The organism is Clostridium sp. TW13 (assembly GCF_024345225.1).
Classification (GTDB): domain Bacteria; phylum Bacillota; class Clostridia; order Clostridiales; family Clostridiaceae; genus Inconstantimicrobium; species Inconstantimicrobium mannanitabidum.
Genome location: NZ_BROD01000001.1, coordinates 2078740 through 2100392, shown reverse-complemented (window position 1 = coordinate 2100392; position 21653 = coordinate 2078740). Strand labels below are relative to the sequence as shown.

The following is a 21653-nucleotide window of genomic DNA, read 5'->3' as shown; positions in this document are numbered from 1 at the left end:
TAGTATCTTTTTTTATGTACCTAATAAAATAACTTCTTTTATATTTATATATTTTAGTTTATAATTATTTAAAGAATAATTATTTGAAGGATAACCCTATGGAAGAGCTATTAAAACAAATATTATCTAAGATTGATACTATGGATAAAAAGCAACATATTATGCAAAATAGCATAGCTGAAATGCAAATTGATATAACTGGAATACAAAAAGATGTTTCTGAAGTGAAAGTTGAAATGAATTTAATGAAAGATGATATAAAAGAAATCAAATATAAAGTTGACACTATTTATGATCAAACTGCTGATCTTACAGCGTTTAGAACTGAAACAAAAGAAAAGTTGAATTCAGTAGTAACAGATATTAGATTTATACAACATAAACTTAGTGATACAGAAAAAGATATTTTTCAGGTTAAAGATTATCTTAAAATAGTTAAATAATTACTGATTTGAGCTATTCACCAAATTTTATTTGGTGTTTTTTTTATATTCAAAGTGGATATATATTTACAGTGGTGTAGCCTAATACAGTAGTTATATTTTCCATAAGTGTTATTGATGAAGTATTAAATCCAATGTTATAATTAGCTAAGTAAAAATAAGTTTATAGAAAAATGGAGGAAGATTAATTGATAATAGGAAGTTTTGATATAGAAACTGATATACTTAAGAAAATTGAAGATGGTAATGTCCTGCTTCACATTATGCATATGAATACTGCAGTAAATAAAAGTAATTATTCAGCAGCGTTAATAGAATGTCAAAGCGCTATAGATGTATGTATTAAGGAAGAAGATAAGGTGTATTGTCTTTATACTAAAGCCTTGATTTTATTTTATGCTAATAGAAATGATGAATGTTGTGATTTTATTATGGAAAATATGAAGAAATTTAAGAAGGTATTTAAATACTATAGCTTAGTGCTTTGTAGAATTTATAATATGTTGTGGCAATGTAATTATAGAAGAAAAAAATACCTACAATCATTGTTAGACCTTTGCAATATTACATATTTAAGTGGCGTTCTCCAAATAATATGTTTTGCAGTTCTTTTTGGTGCTATAGTGAAAAAAGTATCAATAGATTTATTTTTTATTAATGGTCAACTTGCTATGGCAGTGCTATTTGCAGTTGTATGGTTTTTTATAACAATAGTAGCGATGTTCTATTTTAATAAGTGTTATTTGATTCCTAAAAAAGAGATATAAACGAATTTAAAAACATGAAGGGAGAGCCACAACATCAAGTGAATTTTTAGTGGCAATTGAAACTATGATTCTTATAAAAAATGGTAGAGTGATTGATCCAAAAAACAAAAGAGATGAAGTTATAGATTTAATAATAAGTGAAGATTTAATTTACAAGATTGGAAAGTTCAGTGAAGATGAAACTTACGAGCAGATTATTGATACAAGGGGAAAAATAGTTGCACCAGGATTAATTGACGTTCATGTTCATTTTAGAGATCCTGGATTTACATATAAAGAAGATATTCAGACAGGTGCAGATTCAGCAGCTAGAGGTGGTTTTACCACTGTTGTTTGCATGGCTAATACAAAACCAGTAGTAGATAATGAAGATACCTTAAAATACATATTGGAAGAATCAAAAAAAACTAAAATTAATGTATTGCAGGTTGCAGCTATATCAAAAGAGTTTAAAGGAAAAGAATTAGTGGATATGGATTCTTTAAAAGCTTCAGGTGCTGTTGGGTTCAGTGATGATGGTATTCCATTAATGGATAGTAAAATTGTGTTTGAAGCAATGGCAAAGGCAAAAGAACTTAATGTGCCAATTAGTCTTCATGAAGAAGATTCGAGTCTGATAGGAAATTCAGGAATAAATGAAGGAAAAATATCAAAGCAACTTGGCATTATAGGAGCGCCTAATGTAGCAGAGGACGTAATGGTAGCTAGAGATTGCATGCTGGCATTAAATACAGGTGCAAAAGTTAATATTCAACATATTAGTTCGGGAAATTCAGTAGATATGGTAAGAATGGCTAAACAAATGGGAGCGAATGTTACAGCAGAAGCTTCACCACATCATTTTACGTTAACTGAAGAAGCTGTTTTGAAGCATGGAACACTTGCAAAGATGAATCCACCAATCAGAACACAAGATGATAAAAAGAAAATTATAGAGGGATTAAAGGATGATACTATTGAGATAATAGCCACAGATCATGCACCTCATAGCAATGAAGAAAAGGGAAGGGAATTATTAAAAGCACCTAGTGGGATAATAGGTCTAGAAACTTCTTTAGCCTTAGGGATAACTAGCTTGGTTAAACAAGGACATTTGCCAATGATAAAGTTACTTGAGAAGATGACAATAAATCCAGCAAAATTATACAATTTAGAAGTTGGAACTATTGAAGAAAATGCAAAGGCAGATTTAGTTATCTTTGATGCAGATGAGCAATGGATAGTTAAAGATTTTTCATCAAAAGCAACTAATTCACCTTTTATTGGAGAAACCTTATTTGGAAAGGTAAAATATACAATCTGTAATGGAAATATAATTTATAGAGATTTATAACTAAATATAGAAATTAATTTGACATTATACTTAATTGGTGATATTTTAGAAGGAGTAAATAAGTTCTTTTAAACTGATTCAGAGAAATCAGCAAGGAAGTTATATAATGCTGTATACATTAGGGTTATTATGTCTTCCTTTAAGCAGGAAGACTTTTTTTATATACAGTTTTTTTACTTAAGCTTATTTTACACTTTTAGATACCTTTAAGTTTAACTCAGAGAAGTTAAGAAGGAGTGATTATATTATGAAAAACAAACACTTAATAGATCCAATGGATTTTTCAGTTGAAGAATTAGCAGAGGTCTTTAAACTAGCACGTCAAATTATTGCAGATCCAAAAAAATTCTCTAAAGTATGTGATGGCAAAATTTTAGCTACACTATTTTATGAGCCTAGCACAAGAACAAGATTTAGCTTTGAAGCAGCTATGATGAGGTTAGGTGGCAAAGTCTTAGGTTTTTCTGAACCAAATTCAAGTTCAGCATCAAAAGGGGAAACTCTTGCAGATACAATAAAAATGGTATCAATTTATACAGATATAATAGCTATGAGACATCCAAAGGAGGGTGCAGCTAAAGTAGCTAGTAAATTTTCCACAGTGCCAATAATTAATGCAGGTGATGGAGGACATCAACATCCAACACAAACTCTTGCAGACTTACTTACAATTGAATGCTTGAAAGATGGTTTAGAGAATCATGTGGTAGGAATATGTGGAGATTTAAAATATGGAAGAACTGTTCATTCAATAATAAAGGCCATGTCTAGATATAATGGAACAAAATTTGTTCTTATATCACCTAAAGAATTAAAAATCCCAGACTACATAAAAGAAGAATTTATAGAAAAGAATAATATTGAATTTAAGCAGGTTGAAAAACTTGATGATGTTATTGAAGAACTAGATATACTTTATATGACAAGAGTCCAAAAAGAAAGATTCTTTAATGAAGAAGAATATTTGCGACTTAAGGATTGTTACATTTTGGATGCAGACAAAATGAAGCAAGCTAAAAAGGATATGATAGTTATGCACCCACTTCCAAGAGTAAATGAGATAGCCATGGAAGTAGATAATGATTCTAGAGCAGCATATTTTAAGCAAGCAGAGTATGGAATGTACGTAAGAATGGCTTTAATGTGTAAACTATTGGAGGTGCTATAGAATGTTAGAGATTACAAGTATAAAAAATGGATTTGTAATAGATCATATTGAAGCTGGAGTAGGTATAAAGATATTTAATTATTTGAAATTAGATAAATTAGGCTATAGAGTAGCATTAATTATGAATGCTGAGAGTAAATTACTTGGTACAAAAGATATAATCAAAATTGAAATAGAGGATTTTGATTATATAGATTACACCATTCTTGCTTTATTATCCCCAACTGTAACTATAGATGAGGTTAAGGCTGAAAAGATAGTTAGCAAGATAAAACCTGAATTACCAAGTAAGGTTGAAAATATAATAACTTGCAAAAATCCTAGATGTATAACAGGAGTAGAAAAGTACGTTCCACATTCTTTTATATTAATGGATAGAGAAAAAGGAACTTATAGATGTGAATATTGCGACGAGATAACAAGATTGTCAGAAATATAGTAAAAACAAAAATAAGGAGGCATGGGATTTATGAATTCAATCATGGATAAGTTGTACAATGCAGTAGAAGAAAAAGGTGTTGTATGTGTTGGACTTGATACAGCTTTTGAATATATACCACAGCATATTAGTGAAGGAAGATCTGTTGAAGATGCTATAGTGAAATTTAATAAGGATATTATAGATGCAACTATAGATGTAGCTGCTTGCTTTAAAGTGCAAATAGCTTATTATGAAGCTCTTGGAATGAAAGGAATGATGGCATACAAAAAAACTTTAGAATATTTAAGAGAAAAGGAAGCAATCATTATAGCTGATATTAAAAGAGGAGATATAGCTGCTACTGCTAAGATGTATGCAAAAGCTCATTTTGAAGGTGATTTTGAAGCAGATTTTATAACATTAAGCCCTTATATGGGTATGGATAGCGTAGAACCTTATCTTCCTTATATAACTACAGGAAAAAAGGGAATATTTAGTTTGGTTAGAACATCAAACAAAGGTGCGGAAGATATTGAATATCTTGATACAGCTTCAGGAGATAAGGTATACCATGTAGTTGGAGATAGATTAATGGACATGGGAAAGGAATATGTAGCTGATTGTGGATATCATCCTTTAGGAGGAGTTATAGGTTGTACTCATGTAGAAGAAGGAAAGGCTTTAAGAAAGAGATTTAGTAATATGTTCTTCTTGATTCCAGGATACGGAGCACAAGGTGGAAAAGCTGAGGATGTAGCAATGTATTTAAATAATGGTAATGGCGGAGTTGTAAATTCATCAAGAGGAATTTTATTAGCATATAAGAAAGATGGTAGAGAGAAAGAATATGCTTTATGTGCAAGAGAAGAAGCTATAAGAATGAGAGATGAAATAAGAAAAGCTGTAGCTGACTTAAAATAATGGAGGGTTCTATGAGTATAAATTACTGTGATGCAGAAATATTAGAGAATACAGAAGTTGTTAATGGAATATTTAAGCTTGTAATCAAAGAAGAAAATCAAATTAAACCAGGTCAGTTCTATATGCTAATGCCTAAGACTGCTCTTCTTGGAAGACCAATTTCTATATGTGAAAAGATAGAAGATACAATAGTATTCTATTATGCTGCTGTAGGTACAGGAACTAAGGAGTTTTCAAAGCTTACAGCAAATGATACTTTAAAAGTTTTTGGACCTTTAGGAAATGGATTTGATGTGGAGACAATAGCTAAGGAAAATAAAAAAATAGCTGTAGTAGCTGGTGGGATTGGAACTGCTCCAATGATACAAACTTCTAAGAAAATAAAAGAAATTAATGCTGCTTGTGAGATATATAGTTTCTTTGGATTTAGAGATGATGTATATCTTGAAGAGGAGATAAAAAAATATTCTAAGGAATATTTAGTAGCAACTAATACTGGAAGCCATGGACATAAGGGTTTTGTTACTGAGTTGTTTAACCCAAGTGACTATGATGTAGTTCTTTGTTGTGGACCAGAGGTTATGATGAAGAAAGTGGTTGAGATGTGCAAAGAAAGTAACACAAATGTATTAGTTTCAATGGAAAAGCATATGGCTTGCGGAGTAGGTGCTTGCCTTGTATGCACTTGTAAGACAAAGAATGGCAATAAGAGAACTTGCAAAGATGGTCCAGTGTTTAATGGATTAGAGGTTGAATTTTAGTTGAAATTGAGAGGAGAACCATTATGTTAAATGTTGATATAAATGGCGTTAGCTTTAAAAATCCAGTTATAGCTGCTTCAGGTACTTTTGGTTTTGGGGCTGAATATAGTGATTTTTACGATGTTGGTGTTTTAGGAGGAATATCTTCCAAAGGCTTAACAATAAATCCTAAGGAAGGAAATGAAGGAATCAGAGTTGTAGAAACAGCAATGGGAATGATGAATTCAGTGGGATTACAAAATCCAGGAGTAGAAAGATTCATAAAGGAAGAACTTCCTAAGATGAAAAGATTAAATACTAACATACTAGCCAATATTGGTGGAGCAACAATTGAAGACTATGAAAGAGCTGTGGAGCTTATTAATGATACTGATGTTGATATTATAGAACTTAATATATCTTGTCCTAATGTAAAATCAGGGGGAATGGCCTTTGGAATAAAATCTGAAGTTGCAAAGGATGTAGTTTCAAAAATAAAAGCAATATCCAAGAAACCTCTAATGGTTAAATTATCACCAAATGCGGAAGATATAGTAGAAATGGCATATGCCTGCGTTGAGGCAGGAGCAGATTCCTTATCACTTATCAATACATTAAAAGGTATGGCAATTGATATAAACAAGAGAAAGCCTGTATTTAATAATGTTTTTGCAGGATTATCAGGTCCAGCAGTGAAACCAATAGCTTTAAGAATGGTGTACGAAGTGTGCAAGGCTGTAAATGTGCCAGTAGTAGGACTTGGTGGTATTGCAACTGGTGAAGATGCCATAGAATTTATGATGGCAGGAGCAACTGCTATACAAATAGGGACAGTAAACTTCTCAGATCCATTAGCAGGACCTAGAATTATTAAAGAAATGGAACAATTTTTAAATAGAGAAGGTATTAAAGATATAAAAGAGATAATTGGAGCAGCGAGACTTTAGTAGATATAATTTGAGGAGGAATTTTTAATGGAAACATACAAAAAAGAGTTTATTGAATTTATGATAGAATGTGGAGTTTTAACTTTTGGAGATTTTGTAACAAAGAGTGGAAGAAAGACACCTTTCTTTGTAAACACAGGAAATTATCAAACTGGAAGTCAATTAAGTAAGCTTGGAGAATTTTATGCTCAAGCGATTAAAGAGAACTTCGGTGAAGATTATGGTATATTATTTGGACCAGCTTATAAGGGAATTCCATTATCAGTTACTACGTCTATAGCTCTTTCAAACAAATATAATATAGATGTTAAATATTGTTCAAATAGAAAAGAAGTTAAGGATCACGGAGATACAGGAATACTTCTTGGTAGTAAACTAAAGGATGGAGATAAGGTTTTAATAGTAGAAGATGTTACAACAGCAGGAACTTCTATATACGAAACAATGCCTATATTAAAATCTCAAGCTGATGTTGAAGTTAAAGGGCTTATAATATCTGTGGATCGTATGGAAAGAGGTCAAGGAGAAGCGTCTGCTCTAACAGAAATAAGAGAAAAATTTGGATTTAAAACTTGTGCAATAGTTACCATGGCTGAAGTGATAGATTACTTATATAACAAAGAGGTACATGGAAAAGTTATTATAAATGATGAAATAAAGGCTAGAATTGATGAGTACTATAAACAATATGGTGCAAAATAATTTTTTAAAAGAATTGTTTATTCAAATAATTTAAAAATATTGAATTGTATAAACTTAAGAATAATTTACAAGAAATATGAATTTCTATTGAAATAGTTGTAAATCAAAACATTAGTAATATAAAGAAATAAAAAATAAATAAAAACTGTTGAACATATTTACTTCATAAAGTATAATATTTTTATAAACGGATCATATGACTGACGGAAAGTGGAGTAACCACGTGAAGTATGATCTTGAAAGCCGACCGTCTGGGCACCATAATGCTCAGATGGTCGTTTTTTTATAGGATAACTTACAAATGAAAAGGGAATATTAAGAAGGACAGCATGGAAGTAAATCATTGATTCTTAACCCTAGATTCAAAAAGGTGATTATCTGAGTAAATTTAGGAGGTTTTGTATTATGTTTAAAGAATGGGAAGGTTTTAAAGAAGGAAGTTGGCAGGAAAGAATTGACGTAAGAAATTTTATACAAAAGAACTATAGTCTATATGAAGGCGATGATAGTTTTTTAGTTGGAACTACAGAAAAGACAGATAAAGTATGGTCTAAAGCTCGAGCACTAATCATAGAAGAAGTAAAAAAAGGAATAATAGATGTTGCAACAGATAGAGTATCTGGAATAGACAATTATGATGCAGGATATATTGACAAAGACAATGAAGTAATAGTTGGTCTACAAACAGATGCGCCGCTTAAGAGAATTGTAAATCCTTTTGGTGGTATGAGAATGGTACAAAGCTCATTAGAAGAGTATGGGTATAAGCTGGATGAAAATATTCAAAAGTATTTTTCACAATATAGAAAAACTCATAACCAAGGTGTTTTTGATGCCTATACAAAGGAAATAAGACTTGCTAGAAGTGCTGGATTATTAACTGGATTACCAGATGCTTATGGTAGAGGAAGAATAATAGGTGATTATAGAAGAATTGCTCTTTATGGGGTGGATTTCTTAATTGAAGAAAAGAAGAAGGACTTAGATGCACTTCAAGGAGATATGCTTGATGAGCTTATAAGAAAAAGAGAGGAAGTAAGTGAACAAATTAGAGCTTTAAGTGCAATAAAATCAATGGCTGCAAAATATGGATGTGATATATCACAACCTTCAAAAACTGCTAGAGAAGCTATACAAGCTCTATATTTTGGATATTTAGCAGGAATAAAAGAAAATAACGGAGCCGCTACATCTTTAGGTAGAACTTCTACTTTCTTAGATATCTACATTCAAAGGGATTTAGATTTAGGTTTAATAACAGAAGCTGAAGCACAAGAAATGGTGGATCAATTTATAATTAAGTTAAGATTAGTTAGACATTTAAGAACTCCAGAATATAATGAATTATTTGGTGGAGACCCAACTTGGGTAACTGAGTCAATAGGTGGCATGGGGATAAACGGAAAACCGCTTGTAACAAAGAATTCATTTAGATATTTGCACACTTTGATTAATTTAGGGACATCCCCTGAACCTAACTTAACAGTATTATGGTCACCAAGTTTACCAGAAAACTTTAAGAAATATTGTGCTGATATATCAATAAAAACAGATGCTATTCAATATGAAAGCGATGAAATAATGAGACCAATCTATGGTGATGACTATGCTATAGCTTGTTGTGTATCAGCAATGCAAGTAGGTAAACAAATGCAGTTCTTTGGTGCTAGATGCAACATTGCAAAATCACTTTTATATGCTATAAATGGTGGTGTGGATGAGAAGAAAGGTATTAAGGTTGTACCAGGAATTGAAAAGATTGATGATGAGATTCTTGAATTTAAGAAAGTTAAAGCTAACTATGATAAGGTGTTAGAATACGTAGCTAAATTATATGTTGATACAATGAATATAATTCACTGCATGCATGATAAATATGCATATGAAGCAGGACAAATGGCACTTCACGATACAGATGTAGAGAGATTAATGGCATTCGGTGTTGCAGGGCTTTCAGTAGCTATAGATTCATTATCAGCTATAAAATATGCGAAAGTTAAGCAAATAAGAAATGAGGAAGGTATAGCAGTAGATTTTGAAACTATAGGTGAGTTCCCTAAGTATGGTAATGATGATGACAGAGCAGATGATTTAGGTGTAGAGTTAGTTACTAAATTCTCATCTGAACTGAAGAAACATCCTCTATATAGAGATGCAAAACATACATTATCAGCTCTTACAATAACATCTAATGTTATGTATGGTAAGAAAACTGGTTCTACACCAGATGGAAGAAAGGCAGGAGAAGCTTTAGCTCCAGGAGCTAACCCAATGCATGGTAGAGATATAAATGGTGCCTTAGCATCACTTAATTCAGTTGCCAAAATACCTTATAACGGAATATGCCAAGATGGTGTTTCAAATACTTTTTCTATCGTTCCAGATGCTTTAGGAAAATCTGATGAACAAAAAGTAAATAATCTAGTTTCAATTTTAGATGGATATTTTGTTCAAGGAGCACATCACTTAAATGTTAATGTTTTAAATAGACAAACTTTAATTGATGCTATGGAAAATCCAGAGCAATATCCAACACTTACAATAAGAGTTTCTGGATATGCAGTTAACTTTAGCAGATTATCAAGAGAACAACAGCTAGAAGTTATAAGCAGAACTTTCCACGAATCAATTTAATAAATTATATTGAAGAATACCTCTAAGATTTTAGGGGTATTTCTTTTATTATATATAATTATAATGAACATATAAAAATAATAATGTATAATAAAAATATAACTTGATTTCAAACAAATGAGGTGATGAAATGTTAGGAAGAATACATTCTATTGAAACCATGGGGTTGTTAGATGGACCAGGGATTAGAGTAGTGATTTTTTTACAAGGATGTGGATTAAGATGTTTATATTGTCACAATCCAGATACTTGGGAGTTTAGTGAAGGAACTGAAATGAGTTCGGAAGAACTGATAAAGAAGATAGTAAGATATAAACCATATTTTGAAAGATCTAAAGGTGGTGTCACATTCTCTGGAGGGGAACCAATACTACAAAAGGAATTCTTAATTGATATTTTAAAAAAATGTAAAGAAAATAATATTCATACTTGTATAGATACTGCAGGATATGGAGATGGAGATTATGAGGAACTTTTAAAATATGTAGATTTAATTTTATTTGATATTAAGCATATATCAGAAGAGGGTTATACAAAGGTAACTCAAAGAAAAATGGATAAATCCTTAGAATTTTTAGAAAAGGCTCAAGAGATGGGTAAAGAATTTTGGATAAGGCATGTTGTTGTTCCAGGAGTAACAGATGGAGAAGAACATTTAGAAAATGTATTTAAGATGGTGGAACAAATTAATAATGTTAAAAAGTTCGAATTATTACCGTATCATGTGCTTGGAGTTAATAAGTATGAAAAATTGGGTATAGAATATAAGCTAAAAGGTGTAGAACCTATGAACAAAGAATATGTTAAAGAGAAGGAAAAAGAATTTAATAAGCGATTAGGTTTAATCTGATAAATCATAGATAGGTTTAAAATAAGACCTATCTATAGTTTTAATTTTGGTTATATTTATTGATTATTATAAGTATTAATTATATATAATAAAAAACCGGGGTGGAGAAACATAGTGAAGGATATATTAAGAAAAATCATTTTTATGTTTTTATGGATTTCAATAATCTTGTTTATTGGCACAGCAATACTTGAGAAAACTCAAGCAAGAAGTATAAATGGGACAAGACAAATAGAAATAAAAGTAGAAAACCAGCAGGTGGTAGTACCTAAGGCTTCACCAGTGGCTGAAGCAAATTATAAATTTTCTAGATTCTATAGAGTTATAAAGGTTGTTTTGATGTTCCTTATACCTATATCATTTATTTATTTTGGAATACCAAAAATAATTTTAAAATCTCAGAAATCATTAAAAGAGATATTAGTTCTTTTTGCGGTTTATTCAGTTTATGAATTTATAATGTATTTACCAGTAGGTATAATTGCTGGATTTTATAGAGGGAAGCTTTTTAAGTCTCTTAATTTAAATTTTAGTAGTTGGATCTTTTCTAATTTAGAAGATTTTCTACTCAATTTTATAATAAATGCAATAAGTTTTATGGTTATATATTTCGTTTATAAGAAATTTAAACATTATTATGTTATCTTGTTTTTACTGATGATACCTGTAAGTTTGTTTGGAGCTTATGTGCAACCTATTGTAATAGATCCATTATTCAATGATTTTAAGCCATTACAGAATGCAGAATTAAAAACTAAGATAGATGCAATCTGTGAAAAAGCTGGGCTTAAGAATGTTCAAATTTTACAAGTGGATAAGAGTAAAGAAACAAATTACTTGAATGCATATATGACTGGGGTGGGAAATAGTAGACGAGTTGTATTATGGGATACAACACTAAATTCTTTAAGTGAAGATGAGATATTGGCAGTAGTGGCTCATGAAGTAGGGCACTATAAATTAAATCATGTTCCAATAGGAATTGTATTACAAGTCTTTGAAAGTCTTATTATTCTTATTTTAGTTGATAGTATAGGTAAAAAAATATATAAGAAGAAAGTCAATGGAACAAATTACAAAGAAAATGCGTTTATTCCTATTATGCTATTAATCTATTTGACTATTGGTTTCATTACTACTCCAGTAGATAATTTAGTTAGCAGAAAGATGGAAATGGATGCTGATAGATTTGCTATTGAGTGCACTCATAATAACTTGGTAAATGGCAAGTTGCAAGCTAAACTAATGGAAACAAACTTGCAGGTACCTAAAGTAGATATTCTTACAAAGTTATGGGAGTATGATCATCCAACTACAGAAGAAAGAATTGAGATGGCTAATTCATATAAACCATGGGAGAATAATTCATATAGATTTGTAAAGTAATAAGAGTCCCTTCTTTAATTTAAGAAGGGACTCTTATTAAATTGTTTCTAATTAACTTTGTTTGCTAAAATATCCTGCTGGAATTAATCTCTTTTTGATTCCTTCAATTACTGCTAAATATGTGGCAGCAGTATCAAATCTTGCATCATGATAATCGCCACTTCCTTCAAAAAGTTTATCTGCAGTAGCGGCTATAGTGCCATCTGATATATTTAGGAACTTTACCAGCTCAGATAATTTTGGATTTTTAATTTCTCCATTTGGTCTAGGAATATTACAAATATTCTTATAATAACTCATCGTACAGAAAGTATTTTTAGGTACGAAATCTTCTCCCATAGGAGCAAGTTCATGTTTTAAAAATTTTATATCAAAAGATACATTATGACCTATGATAAAATCAGCACTTTTAAAATCTTCATAAAAATTTTCTACTAAATCATCAAAATACATTCCATCGCTTAATTCATATAACTTCTCTACAGAGAAGCCATGAACTTCTTCTGCGGAAGGCTCAACATAATCAACTGTAAAAAAATAATTTTTTCCTTGAGTTAATTGTGGCTTAACAGAGGTATCTACTGTTATATAACTTAATTGACATATGCTTCCCGGTTTTATGCCAGTTGTTTCTGTATCAAAAAATAAAAGTTTCATAAAATTTTGCCTCCAAATAAAACAGTTTCTAAAAACAATTATATATGTTTTGCCTATGAAATTACAACTTAGAAATTAAAAATATATACATAATAATTCTAAAGGAGTTGATAATAAAGAAGATAAGGAGTATAATGGTATTAATAAAAGTTATTAATTAATAATATTTATCCAATAGAACTTTTGTAAGATTGTATAGTAATATAGCTTAGGAGGTATATTTTTATGAAGATAGAAAAAGGAAATAAAATTTCAATCATAGGAGCAGGCTTTGTTGGTTCAACAACAGCATATGCTCTCTTATTAGAAGGAATAGCATCAGAAATAGTAATTGTGGACATAAACAAAGACAAGGCAGAAGCCGAAGCAATGGATTTATCTCATGGAGCTGCTTTTCTTAAACCTTGTAATGTAAAGGCAGGAGATTATGTTGATACAAAAGATTCAGATATAGTTATTATAACTGCAGGAGTAGGACAAAAACCTGGAGAGACAAGATTAGATATAATTAATAAGAACTTGGGTGTCTTCAAGCAGATTGTTCCAGAAGTAGTTAAGTATAATCCAGATGCAATTCTATTAGTAGTATCAAATCCGGTAGATGTATTAACCTATATAACTTACAAGTTATCTGGATTCCCAGCTGAAAGAGTCATAGGTTCAGGTACTGTTCTTGATACATCAAGATTTAAGTATGAGTTAGGAGAACATTTTGATATAGATCCAAGAAATATTCATAGTTATATTATAGGAGAACATGGCGATTCAGAAATAGCAGCATGGAGCTTAACAAGTATAGCAGGAATGAGTGCAGAAGAGTATTCAACTAAGGTGTGTGAACATTGTGGTCCATCCTTAGAGTTTAAGAAACAGATACCAGAGAAGGTAAAGAATGCAGCATATGAAATGATAAAGAAAAAGGGTTATACAAATTATGCAGTTGGGTTAGCAGTAAGAAGAATAGTGGATGCAATATTAAGAGATGAGGATGCTATATTAACAGTTTCATCATTGTTTACAGGGCAATATGGAATTGATAATATATATTTAGCAATTCCAACTATAGTTAATAGAGGTGGAGCTAAAAAAATATTAGAAGTAGATTTATGTGAGGAAGAGAAGGAAAAATTAAAGGCTTCTGGAGATCTATTAAAATCTCACCTAAATGAAGCAGGTATATAAAAGTAAGAAAAAAATTGATCATAAAAAAATGGCTACTGTGGGCACACAGTAGCCTTTGCTACTAAATATGGCATAATGCCATCGTAAATTAAGAGGGCAAAATAAAAATCCGTACAAGTATATTATACATAAGTTTGTTAAATAAACCAAGCTTTTTCTGATAAATATTTAAAAAAATCTTAATTTCAATTATAAAAACCATATTAAAGTTGGAGTATTCTTGATAAAGTATTATTATTTTACTTGTTTATAATACGATCTTTTTAGAATATTAAGTTTTCATGTTTTAAATAAAATATGATATAATATACTCTAATATCATAGGGAGGAATTATATATGATACAAGATTATTTATTAAAATTGATATTAAGTATTCCAGGAATTTTACTTGGGTTTGCTTTTCATGAATATGCTCATGCAAAGGTAGCAGATAAACTAGGAGATAAAACACCAAGATTTGAAGGAAGATTAACTTTAAATCCACTAGCACATATAGACATCATAGGATTTATAATGATAGTCTTGTTTGGGTTTGGATGGGCTAAGCCTGTTACAGTTAATAAAAGAGCATTTAAAAATTATTACAAGGATGATTTAAAAGTATCTGCAGCTGGACCTTTAGCAAACTTAGTATTAGCATTTATTTTAACTATAGTGCTTGCACTTTTTCAAAAATATGTACTTTTTATGCTTGGAACTCAGTTAGCACTTATAATTTATTCGATTATTTACAAAGGGATTTATATAAATATAGGATTATGTATATTTAATTTGTTACCACTACCAGGTTTAGATGGATTATCAATTCTACAAGATTATAGTCCAAAAACATATTATAAGTATGCAAACCAACTATATAGATATGAAATGCCAATTTTATTAATTGCAATTGCTATAGGAGGTAGAATATTATATTATCCTACTACAGCAATAGGTAACTTATTTAGTATTCTTGTTTTCTCAGTCATTAGGTAACATTAAACTATTGCTAAGTGCTCTTTAAATCATTTAGTAATAGTTTTTTTTGTTAATCAAATAAAATTTAAAATCAATTGACAAAGGATAGTTGACTATTATAATATTTAATTAACAATACTTGTAAAAAATAATTATTTATTAATTTACCAATATAAATAGTAATGCAGAAGTGACCGTCTCTAAATTATGTATTAGGAGACGGTGCTTTATTTTAAGAAGACATGTATTTGGAACAAGGAGGTAGGGATGAACTTTAAAAACCTTGCAGTAGAAAGACTATCTGAAATTCTAGATTTAGATAAAAATAGTTTGGAGAAGATGCTACAAATCCCTCCTAAACCTGAAATGGGCAATTTTGCTTTTCCATGCTTTCAGTTAACTCAAATTCATGAGAAAACTCCTAATTTAATAGCAGAAGAAATAAGTAATACAATAAATAAAGAGTGTTTTGAAAAGATAGAGAATGTAGGTCCATATATTAATTTTTATATAGATAAGAAAATATTTATTAAGGAAACTATACAAAATATATTATCTAAAGGTGATTTCTACGGGAGATCAGAGTGTAATAAAGGGAAAAATGTATGTATTCAAACCTCTTGCTCAAATATAATTAAATTATCTGGCATAGAAAGTTTATCTTTAACAGTTATAAGCAAATCATTATCTAGAATTTTTCAGAGTCAAGGTTATGATGTCATAACAAGTTGTTGTGATAAGAATTTAGAAAGTGTTATGTTTAGTGAGTATCAAGAAATATACAAATTAAATAATATGAAATTTGATATATATATTGAGGAATGTGCTTCTAATAAAATAGAGGAAGTTATTGAAATATTGATTCAAAATAAATTGCTAATCAAAAGTAATGGAGCAGAAGTTGTAGAATTGAAGAAATATAACATGCCGCCATTTATAGTTAAAAATGTAGATGGAACATACTCATCTTATATCAAATTATTAACCTGCATAATAAATCAAAAAAATATATATAGATTTGATAAAAGTATCCATATTGCAGAACTGGAACAGCGAAGTTACTATGAGCAAGTATTAAAAGTAATGGGTATCTTAGATAAGCAGTTGTCAAAGGAGTGCAAATATTTTGAACTTGGGTTGGTTAAGTTATTTAATCCTAGATGTTTTGCAGATGAAAATGGATATATAAACATAAGAAGCTTAGAGAAGGCATTAATACAAAAGGCTTTTAATATGATGAGCAAGCTTAATGTTTATGTTAGCAATAAAGAGGAAGCTAGTAGAATACTTGGTATTGGAGCAGTTAGTTTTTTTCTAATAAAGAACTGTAAAGAAAGGCAGTTTTATTTTGATTTAGAGCAGGTAATGTCTTTAGAAGGTGACACAGGAGCGTATGTGCTGTATACTTATTTTGTAGGAAACAGCATTTTGTGCAATAATGAACTAACTTTAGCAGAACCTGAATATTCAAAACTTTATAGTACAGAAGAATATGAGTTAATAAAACTTTTAGATGAATATATACAAAGCATTGATATGGCTATAAATAAATTAGCACCTAATATTATAGCTGAATATTGCATTCAGGTTTCAAAGGCTTTTAATAAGTTTGTTAATAATCATGAAATTGAGAATATAGATGATGAAGGACTGAAATGCGCAAGGCTTAATTTAGTTAGGGCAGCTTGCCAAGTAATAAAGAATTCTTTAGCATTAATAGGGGTGGATATAGTTGAAAAAATACGATAATTTAACAATAAGACAAAGCAATAAGAATCCACTTCCAGTATCAATTATTGGAAAGTATGGTTTGGATAAATGTATTTTTATTGATATTGAATGTACAGGTTTTAGTAAGGAGGAAGATGGAATATTTTGCATTTCTATAGGTAAATTATTTGATGATAGATATGAGGTCACTGTTTGCTTTAATCCTTATGATGAGGCGAATTTACTTAACGAAGTAGAACCTTTGCTACGTTGTGAAAATATATGTACATTTAATGGGATAGCTTTTGATGAGCCTTTTATCAATGCTAGACTAAAAAAATATAATATTGATGAAGTTAGTTACAAGAATCATTATGATTTTTATAGGATTTTGCAACCATATACAAAAGGATTGGGTAGTAAAGGATGTTCTTTAAAAAGCTTTGAAGAACTTGTTGGAATTTCAAGAATAGATGAAATAGATGGCAAGGAGTGTAGAGATAAATTCCTGTTATATCTTGAGCAACAAGATGAGACGTTAGTTAAAGCTATAATACAACATAATTTAGAAGATGTTCTAGAATTACCAAAGTTATTTTTAATTCTAAATAAAATTAAAAGCGAAAATATATTGCGTGATGATGCTCTTTCAATAAATGAGATACGATATATTTCTAGATTGATACAAAAAAGAAATATTATTATTGAAGATATTAAATTTAATTATTTATCTACAAAAGATAGTCGTAGGCTAATATATCAATTACGACAGAAAATCATAGATTATAATGAAATTGATAATATTTTAAAAGCAAATCATAAACAAGCAAAGATTTATGAATGATAAAACCTATGTAGAAAATATCTTCTACATAGGTTTTATTAGCATATGGATTTAATTGTTTTTTGAAGATTCATTATATATTAATGAAAAAACATGGAGCCTACAGTAAAAAATAAGAAAGAAACAATCCATGCTAGAAGTATTTGGTAAATAACAGAGAAAACAGTCATTGCAAATCCAAATTCTTTTTTCATTGTGCCTATAACTGAAATGCAAGGAGAATATAGAAGTACAAAAACTAAGAAAGCATAAGCTGACACTTGAGTAAAGTGTAAAGGAATTATAGTAAGTAGGTTATTTCCGTATATTACTGATAATGTAGATACAACTGTTTCCTTGGCCATTATTCCTGTTAAAAGAGAAACGGAGGCTTCCCAGGTACCAAACCCTAGTGGTTTAAAAAATGGTGCAATAGAGTTTCCGATGGAATATAGAAAGCTTTGATTTATATTTGCAACTTGTCCAGAAGCGTTGAAGGCTTGTAAAAACCATATTATTACACTCATTGCAAAAATAGTGGTTCCGGCTTTTGAAAGAAAACTTTTAGTTTTTTCTGATAATTGATTAAGTATATTTTGAGAATTTGGCATTTTTAGTTTAGGTAATTCAATAATAAATGGATGTTCGTCCTTTTTAAATAAACTATTTTTGAAAATTAGTGCCATAATAAATGCAATTAGAATTCCCAATCCATATAAGGAGGCTATGAGTAACCCCTGATTTTTGGGAAAAAGTGCTAATGCAAATACCATATAAATAGAAAGTTTAGCGTTACATGACATTAACGGAATCAATAAAGCAGCAAGTCTTCTATCTTTTTCACTTTCTAAAGTTCTTGCAGACATTATGGCAGGAACAGAACATCCAAATCCTAAAATCATAGGAATGAAAGCTTTTCCTGATAGACCTATTTTTCTCATAATCTTGTCCATTAGAAATGCAACTCTAGCCATATAGCCACTATCTTCTAAAATAGTAATACAGAAAAATAAAGCTAAAATTACAGGGAGTAAAGTAAGTATCCCACCTACACCGCCTACAATGCCATTTACTATAAGAGAGCTTATCCATGGAGAAGCACCTGATAACAGATTATTTAAATAAGGCATAAAACATGAATTTAATAATATGCCTAAAATCTTAGATAAAGGTGCACCAACCCATGAAAAGGTAAATTTGAATATAAATAATAGTATAAGTAAAAACATGGGGTAAGCTAATATAGGATTGAGAAGTATGCTGTCTAGAGACTCAGATAAATCCAATTTGGTTTTGGTACTCATGATTCTGCATGAAGAGACCATGGAATCAATATAATTGTATGCTTCATTTTCATTTGTAAAATTAGGTGGAGTTAAATCCAAGCTATTAGAATAATATTCCTTCTGTATATACTTCTTTATTTCATCTAATCCTATGGATTTTGAGGCGATTATAGGGAAAACTTTCATTCTAAAATTCTTTTCTAATAGTTCAAGGTTAAATTTGTATCCTTTCTTCTCGGCTACATCTATCATGTTTAATACAAGAATCATTGGCTTTTTATATTGCTTTAACTGATAAGTAAGATATAAATTTCTATCTAAATTTGAGGCATCAACTATATTTATAATTAGATCAATAGATTCAGTTTCTAAAAAATTTTTAGATATTTTTTCTTCATTTGAAAAAGCATCCATAGAATATATTCCAGGAAGATCTATGATTTTAAAATTATCTAAGAATCCTTCTTTTTTTTCTACAGTAACTCCAGCCCAATTTCCTACATATTGATTGGAACCAGTTAAAGAATTGAATAAAGTTGTTTTTCCTACATTGGGGTTGCCTAATAATGCAATGTTCATATTATCTACCTACTTTATTAATATATTTTTAGCATCTACTTTTCTTAAAGCAATATCAAAACCACGTATACTTATTAGGATAGGATCGCCCAAAGGTGCAATTCTTTTTAAGATTATTTCTGTATCTTGAATACATCCTAGAGCTTGTAGTCTTTTTGCTAATTTATCATTTCCTATAATTTTATATATTTTAGCTACTTCCCCAATTTTTAAATTGCATATATTCATATGGTTCACTCCTAAAAATGATTATAAATTTTAATTTTAAATAATTTTATTATTAAAATATGACTTATAATATAATATAAAAAAATTAACTAAAAAATGTATTAAAAAAATTATTTTTCAAATAAATCTCTAGGAATCATGGTATAATTAAATAGAGTTTAATAATTTTTTGAATTAATTGTATTTATACAGTTACTAAAGAAAAGCATAATCAAAAAGGAAAGAGTGATATAGTGATAATTAAAGAAAATCAATTAGATATAGATGAAATTAATACTGAGGATGTATTAGCTGTGGAAGATAACAACATGCAATATAAGGATGCTATTTTTTTTGATTTAGAGCATTATGTGTATAAAAAGCCTAAATGTGTTGGTGTATTTGGTTGTTGTTATTATGATGAAGTTAAGGATAAACTAATAGTTACTCAATACATGATTGAAAACAGAGAAGAGGGAAAAGATATACTTTTAATGGCAGAAAATTATTTTAAAGTTATGCAAGAAAAGTATAACAAGAAGTACATTGTTACTTTTTCGGGTAATAATGATTTTTCAGTTATCAATTATCTATTTAATCAAAATGGTGTTAAATATAATATTTTAGAAAACTTCAAGCATATTGATTTACAAAGGGAATATGAAAAAGTGATTAAGCGTGGAGTAGGATTAAAGGCTTTAGAAAAGATATTTGATATTGAAAGGGAAGGAGAGCTTATAGCAGGTTCCAATTTGGCAAAAACTTTTCATAAAGTCATGAAGGATAGCGAATATTTTTCTAGAATGCCAAAAGAAAAGGTTGAAAAAATTCTGCAGTATAATGAGCAGGATGTAGTTAACTTATTTCACATATATGTAAAATGGAATAAGTATATTAATAAATTAAGAGAGCAAATTGAATTAGAAAATAGTATTTTAGAAAGTGAAAAATTAAGTGAAACTGAAATAGATAATAACTCTGAGGCAACAATATAGGCTACATTAATAATTATATTAATGTAGCCTATATTATTTATTTGGTAGTTACTTTTATGTTTTTTCCATCGCAATCAATAATAATATTTCCATCATTATCAGTTCTGTATATTTTAATAGAACTTTCTTTTAATCTATCAATAACGCTTTTATTAGGATGCTTATATGAATTGTTTGCTCCTACTGAAATAACAGCTATGGAAGGATTTACCTTTTTCAAAAATTCATTGGAGGTAGAGGTAGAACTACCATGATGCCCAACTTTAAGTACATCAGCTTTGACATCATAATTTTTTGATAATACTTCTTGTTCAACTTCTTTTTGGGCATCTCCTACAAATAAAAATGAACGAGAGCCATAAGTAAGCTTTATCATTGGAGAATAGTTGTTTAATTCCTCATAGCTAGAGTTATTTGGAGATAATACTTCTACAGTTATGTTTTCACCTAAATTAATTACTTTAGAACCAGCCTTTATAGCATTAATGTGCATATTTTTGTTTTTTAAAGCTAAAAGCATATTCTTAAATGTACTGGTGTTAGTAGTTACTTTAGGTGCTAAAAAAGTTGTAATATCATATTTTTTTATTATTGCCGTCATATTTCCAATGTGATCCTCATGGGGATGTGTCGCTAATATGTAATCAAATTTATTTATATGTAGATTCTTTAGATACCCCAATATTTTGCTTTGTGAATCAGAAGGCCCCGAATCAATAAGAAAGTTTTTATGGTTTACTTGAATTAAGATAGCATCTCCTTGACCAACATCAATATAATGGATTCTCAATGCTGAGGTTTCAGTTAAATTATCTATAGAAGAATCAGCAGACTTTGAGCAAGATGTTAATGTTATACAGGTAAAAATAATTGCTATAGATAAAAAGTAAGAAAAAATTTTTTTCATTTTGCCCCTCCAAAATAGTATCTTGTAAAAATTAGTT

Annotated in this window: 21 protein-coding genes and 1 riboswitch; of the genes, 17 read left to right on the top strand and 4 right to left on the bottom strand. The window is 29.6% G+C overall.

The genetic code is table 11. The features are described from left to right. The first annotated feature begins 98 nt into the window (after positions 1-98). From OCU47_RS10395 to OCU47_RS10340, 12 genes are all read left to right on the top strand, one after another. A complete protein-coding gene (locus OCU47_RS10395; protein WP_261828532.1) occupies positions 99-443 on the top strand; it encodes a hypothetical protein in 345 nt (114 codons plus the stop codon). 188 nt (positions 444-631) lie between these two features. Beyond that, positions 632-1210, top strand: a complete 579-nt coding sequence (locus OCU47_RS10390) for a hypothetical protein (protein ID WP_261828531.1) — start codon at positions 632-634, stop codon at positions 1208-1210. A gap of 64 nt (positions 1211-1274) precedes the next feature. Beyond that, positions 1275-2543, top strand: coding sequence for a dihydroorotase (locus tag OCU47_RS10385; RefSeq protein WP_261830615.1), 1269 nt, complete (start codon positions 1275-1277; stop codon positions 2541-2543). A 244-nt stretch (positions 2544-2787) separates the two neighbouring features. Further along, positions 2788-3711 (top strand): aspartate carbamoyltransferase, encoded by a 924-nt coding sequence (gene pyrB, locus OCU47_RS10380; RefSeq protein WP_261830614.1) that lies wholly within the window; start codon positions 2788-2790, stop codon positions 3709-3711. A gap of 1 nt (position 3712) precedes the next feature. Then, a complete protein-coding gene (locus tag OCU47_RS10375) occupies positions 3713-4150 on the top strand; it encodes an aspartate carbamoyltransferase regulatory subunit (protein WP_261828530.1) in 438 nt (145 codons plus the stop codon). A gap of 30 nt (positions 4151-4180) precedes the next feature. Next, complete coding sequence (gene pyrF / locus OCU47_RS10370; protein ID WP_261828529.1) at positions 4181-5053, top strand: orotidine-5'-phosphate decarboxylase; 873 nt, start codon at positions 4181-4183, stop codon at positions 5051-5053. A gap of 11 nt (positions 5054-5064) precedes the next feature. After that, positions 5065-5814 carry a dihydroorotate dehydrogenase electron transfer subunit gene (locus OCU47_RS10365; RefSeq protein ID WP_261828528.1) on the top strand — a complete coding sequence of 250 codons (750 nt, stop codon included), beginning with the start codon at positions 5065-5067 and terminating at the stop codon, positions 5812-5814. Positions 5815-5837: 23 nt separating this feature from the next. Next, entirely contained in the window at positions 5838-6740 is a 903-nt protein-coding gene (locus OCU47_RS10360; protein ID WP_261828527.1) for a dihydroorotate dehydrogenase, read from the top strand. Between the two features lie 27 nt (positions 6741-6767). After that, the gene (gene pyrE / locus OCU47_RS10355; protein ID WP_261828526.1) at positions 6768-7442 is read left to right on the top strand and encodes an orotate phosphoribosyltransferase; all 675 of its coding nucleotides are present in this window, start codon (positions 6768-6770) and stop codon (positions 7440-7442) included. Positions 7443-7628: 186 nt separating this feature from the next. Further along, positions 7629-7706, top strand: a riboswitch (ZMP/ZTP riboswitch). Between the two features lie 141 nt (positions 7707-7847). Beyond that, a complete protein-coding gene (pflB, locus tag OCU47_RS10350; protein WP_261828525.1) occupies positions 7848-10076 on the top strand; it encodes a formate C-acetyltransferase in 2229 nt (742 codons plus the stop codon). Between the two features lie 130 nt (positions 10077-10206). Further along, positions 10207-10926 (top strand): pyruvate formate-lyase-activating protein, encoded by a 720-nt coding sequence (pflA, locus tag OCU47_RS10345; RefSeq protein WP_261828524.1) that lies wholly within the window; start codon positions 10207-10209, stop codon positions 10924-10926. Between the two features lie 114 nt (positions 10927-11040). Next, positions 11041-12312, top strand: a complete 1272-nt coding sequence (locus tag OCU47_RS10340; protein ID WP_261828523.1) for a M48 family metallopeptidase — start codon at positions 11041-11043, stop codon at positions 12310-12312. Positions 12313-12363: 51 nt separating this feature from the next. Here the strand turns inward: OCU47_RS10340 and OCU47_RS10335 are convergent, their stop codons facing one another. Beyond that, positions 12364-12969 (bottom strand): 3'-5' exonuclease, encoded by a 606-nt coding sequence (locus OCU47_RS10335; protein WP_261828522.1) that lies wholly within the window; start codon positions 12967-12969, stop codon positions 12364-12366. 225 nt (positions 12970-13194) lie between these two features. Between OCU47_RS10335 and OCU47_RS10330 the strand changes: the two genes are divergently transcribed. The 4 genes from OCU47_RS10330 to OCU47_RS10315 all read left to right on the top strand — a co-directional run bounded on the left by OCU47_RS10330 (position 13195) and on the right by OCU47_RS10315 (position 17663). Then, complete coding sequence (locus OCU47_RS10330; protein WP_261828521.1) at positions 13195-14151, top strand: L-lactate dehydrogenase; 957 nt, start codon at positions 13195-13197, stop codon at positions 14149-14151. Positions 14152-14488: 337 nt separating this feature from the next. Next, entirely contained in the window at positions 14489-15127 is a 639-nt protein-coding gene (locus OCU47_RS10325; RefSeq protein ID WP_261828520.1) for a site-2 protease family protein, read from the top strand. Between the two features lie 249 nt (positions 15128-15376). Further along, positions 15377-16858 carry an arginine--tRNA ligase domain-containing protein gene (gene argS, locus OCU47_RS10320; protein ID WP_261828519.1) on the top strand — a complete coding sequence of 494 codons (1482 nt, stop codon included), beginning with the start codon at positions 15377-15379 and terminating at the stop codon, positions 16856-16858. Beyond that, the gene (locus OCU47_RS10315; protein ID WP_261828518.1) at positions 16842-17663 is read left to right on the top strand and encodes a ribonuclease H-like domain-containing protein; all 822 of its coding nucleotides are present in this window, start codon (positions 16842-16844) and stop codon (positions 17661-17663) included. Before argS ends, OCU47_RS10315 begins: the two co-directional genes overlap by 17 nt. 80 nt (positions 17664-17743) lie before the next feature. On the opposite strand, the gene feoB is transcribed toward OCU47_RS10315, so the two are convergent. Together feoB and OCU47_RS10305 are read right to left on the bottom strand one after the other, a co-directional pair. Further along, the gene (gene feoB / locus OCU47_RS10310) at positions 17744-19507 is read right to left on the bottom strand and encodes a ferrous iron transport protein B (protein WP_261828517.1); all 1764 of its coding nucleotides are present in this window, start codon (positions 19505-19507) and stop codon (positions 17744-17746) included. Positions 19508-19516: 9 nt separating this feature from the next. Further along, positions 19517-19735 carry a FeoA family protein gene (locus tag OCU47_RS10305; protein WP_261828516.1) on the bottom strand — a complete coding sequence of 73 codons (219 nt, stop codon included), beginning with the start codon at positions 19733-19735 and terminating at the stop codon, positions 19517-19519. 233 nt (positions 19736-19968) lie between these two features. On the opposite strand from OCU47_RS10305, the gene OCU47_RS10300 reads away from it, so the two are divergent. Continuing rightward, the gene (locus OCU47_RS10300; RefSeq protein ID WP_261828515.1) at positions 19969-20709 is read left to right on the top strand and encodes a ribonuclease H-like domain-containing protein; all 741 of its coding nucleotides are present in this window, start codon (positions 19969-19971) and stop codon (positions 20707-20709) included. A 37-nt stretch (positions 20710-20746) separates the two neighbouring features. Here the strand turns inward: OCU47_RS10300 and OCU47_RS10295 are convergent, their stop codons facing one another. Beyond that, a complete protein-coding gene (locus tag OCU47_RS10295; RefSeq protein ID WP_261828514.1) occupies positions 20747-21616 on the bottom strand; it encodes a ComEC/Rec2 family competence protein in 870 nt (289 codons plus the stop codon). Positions 21617-21653 lie beyond the last annotated feature (37 nt).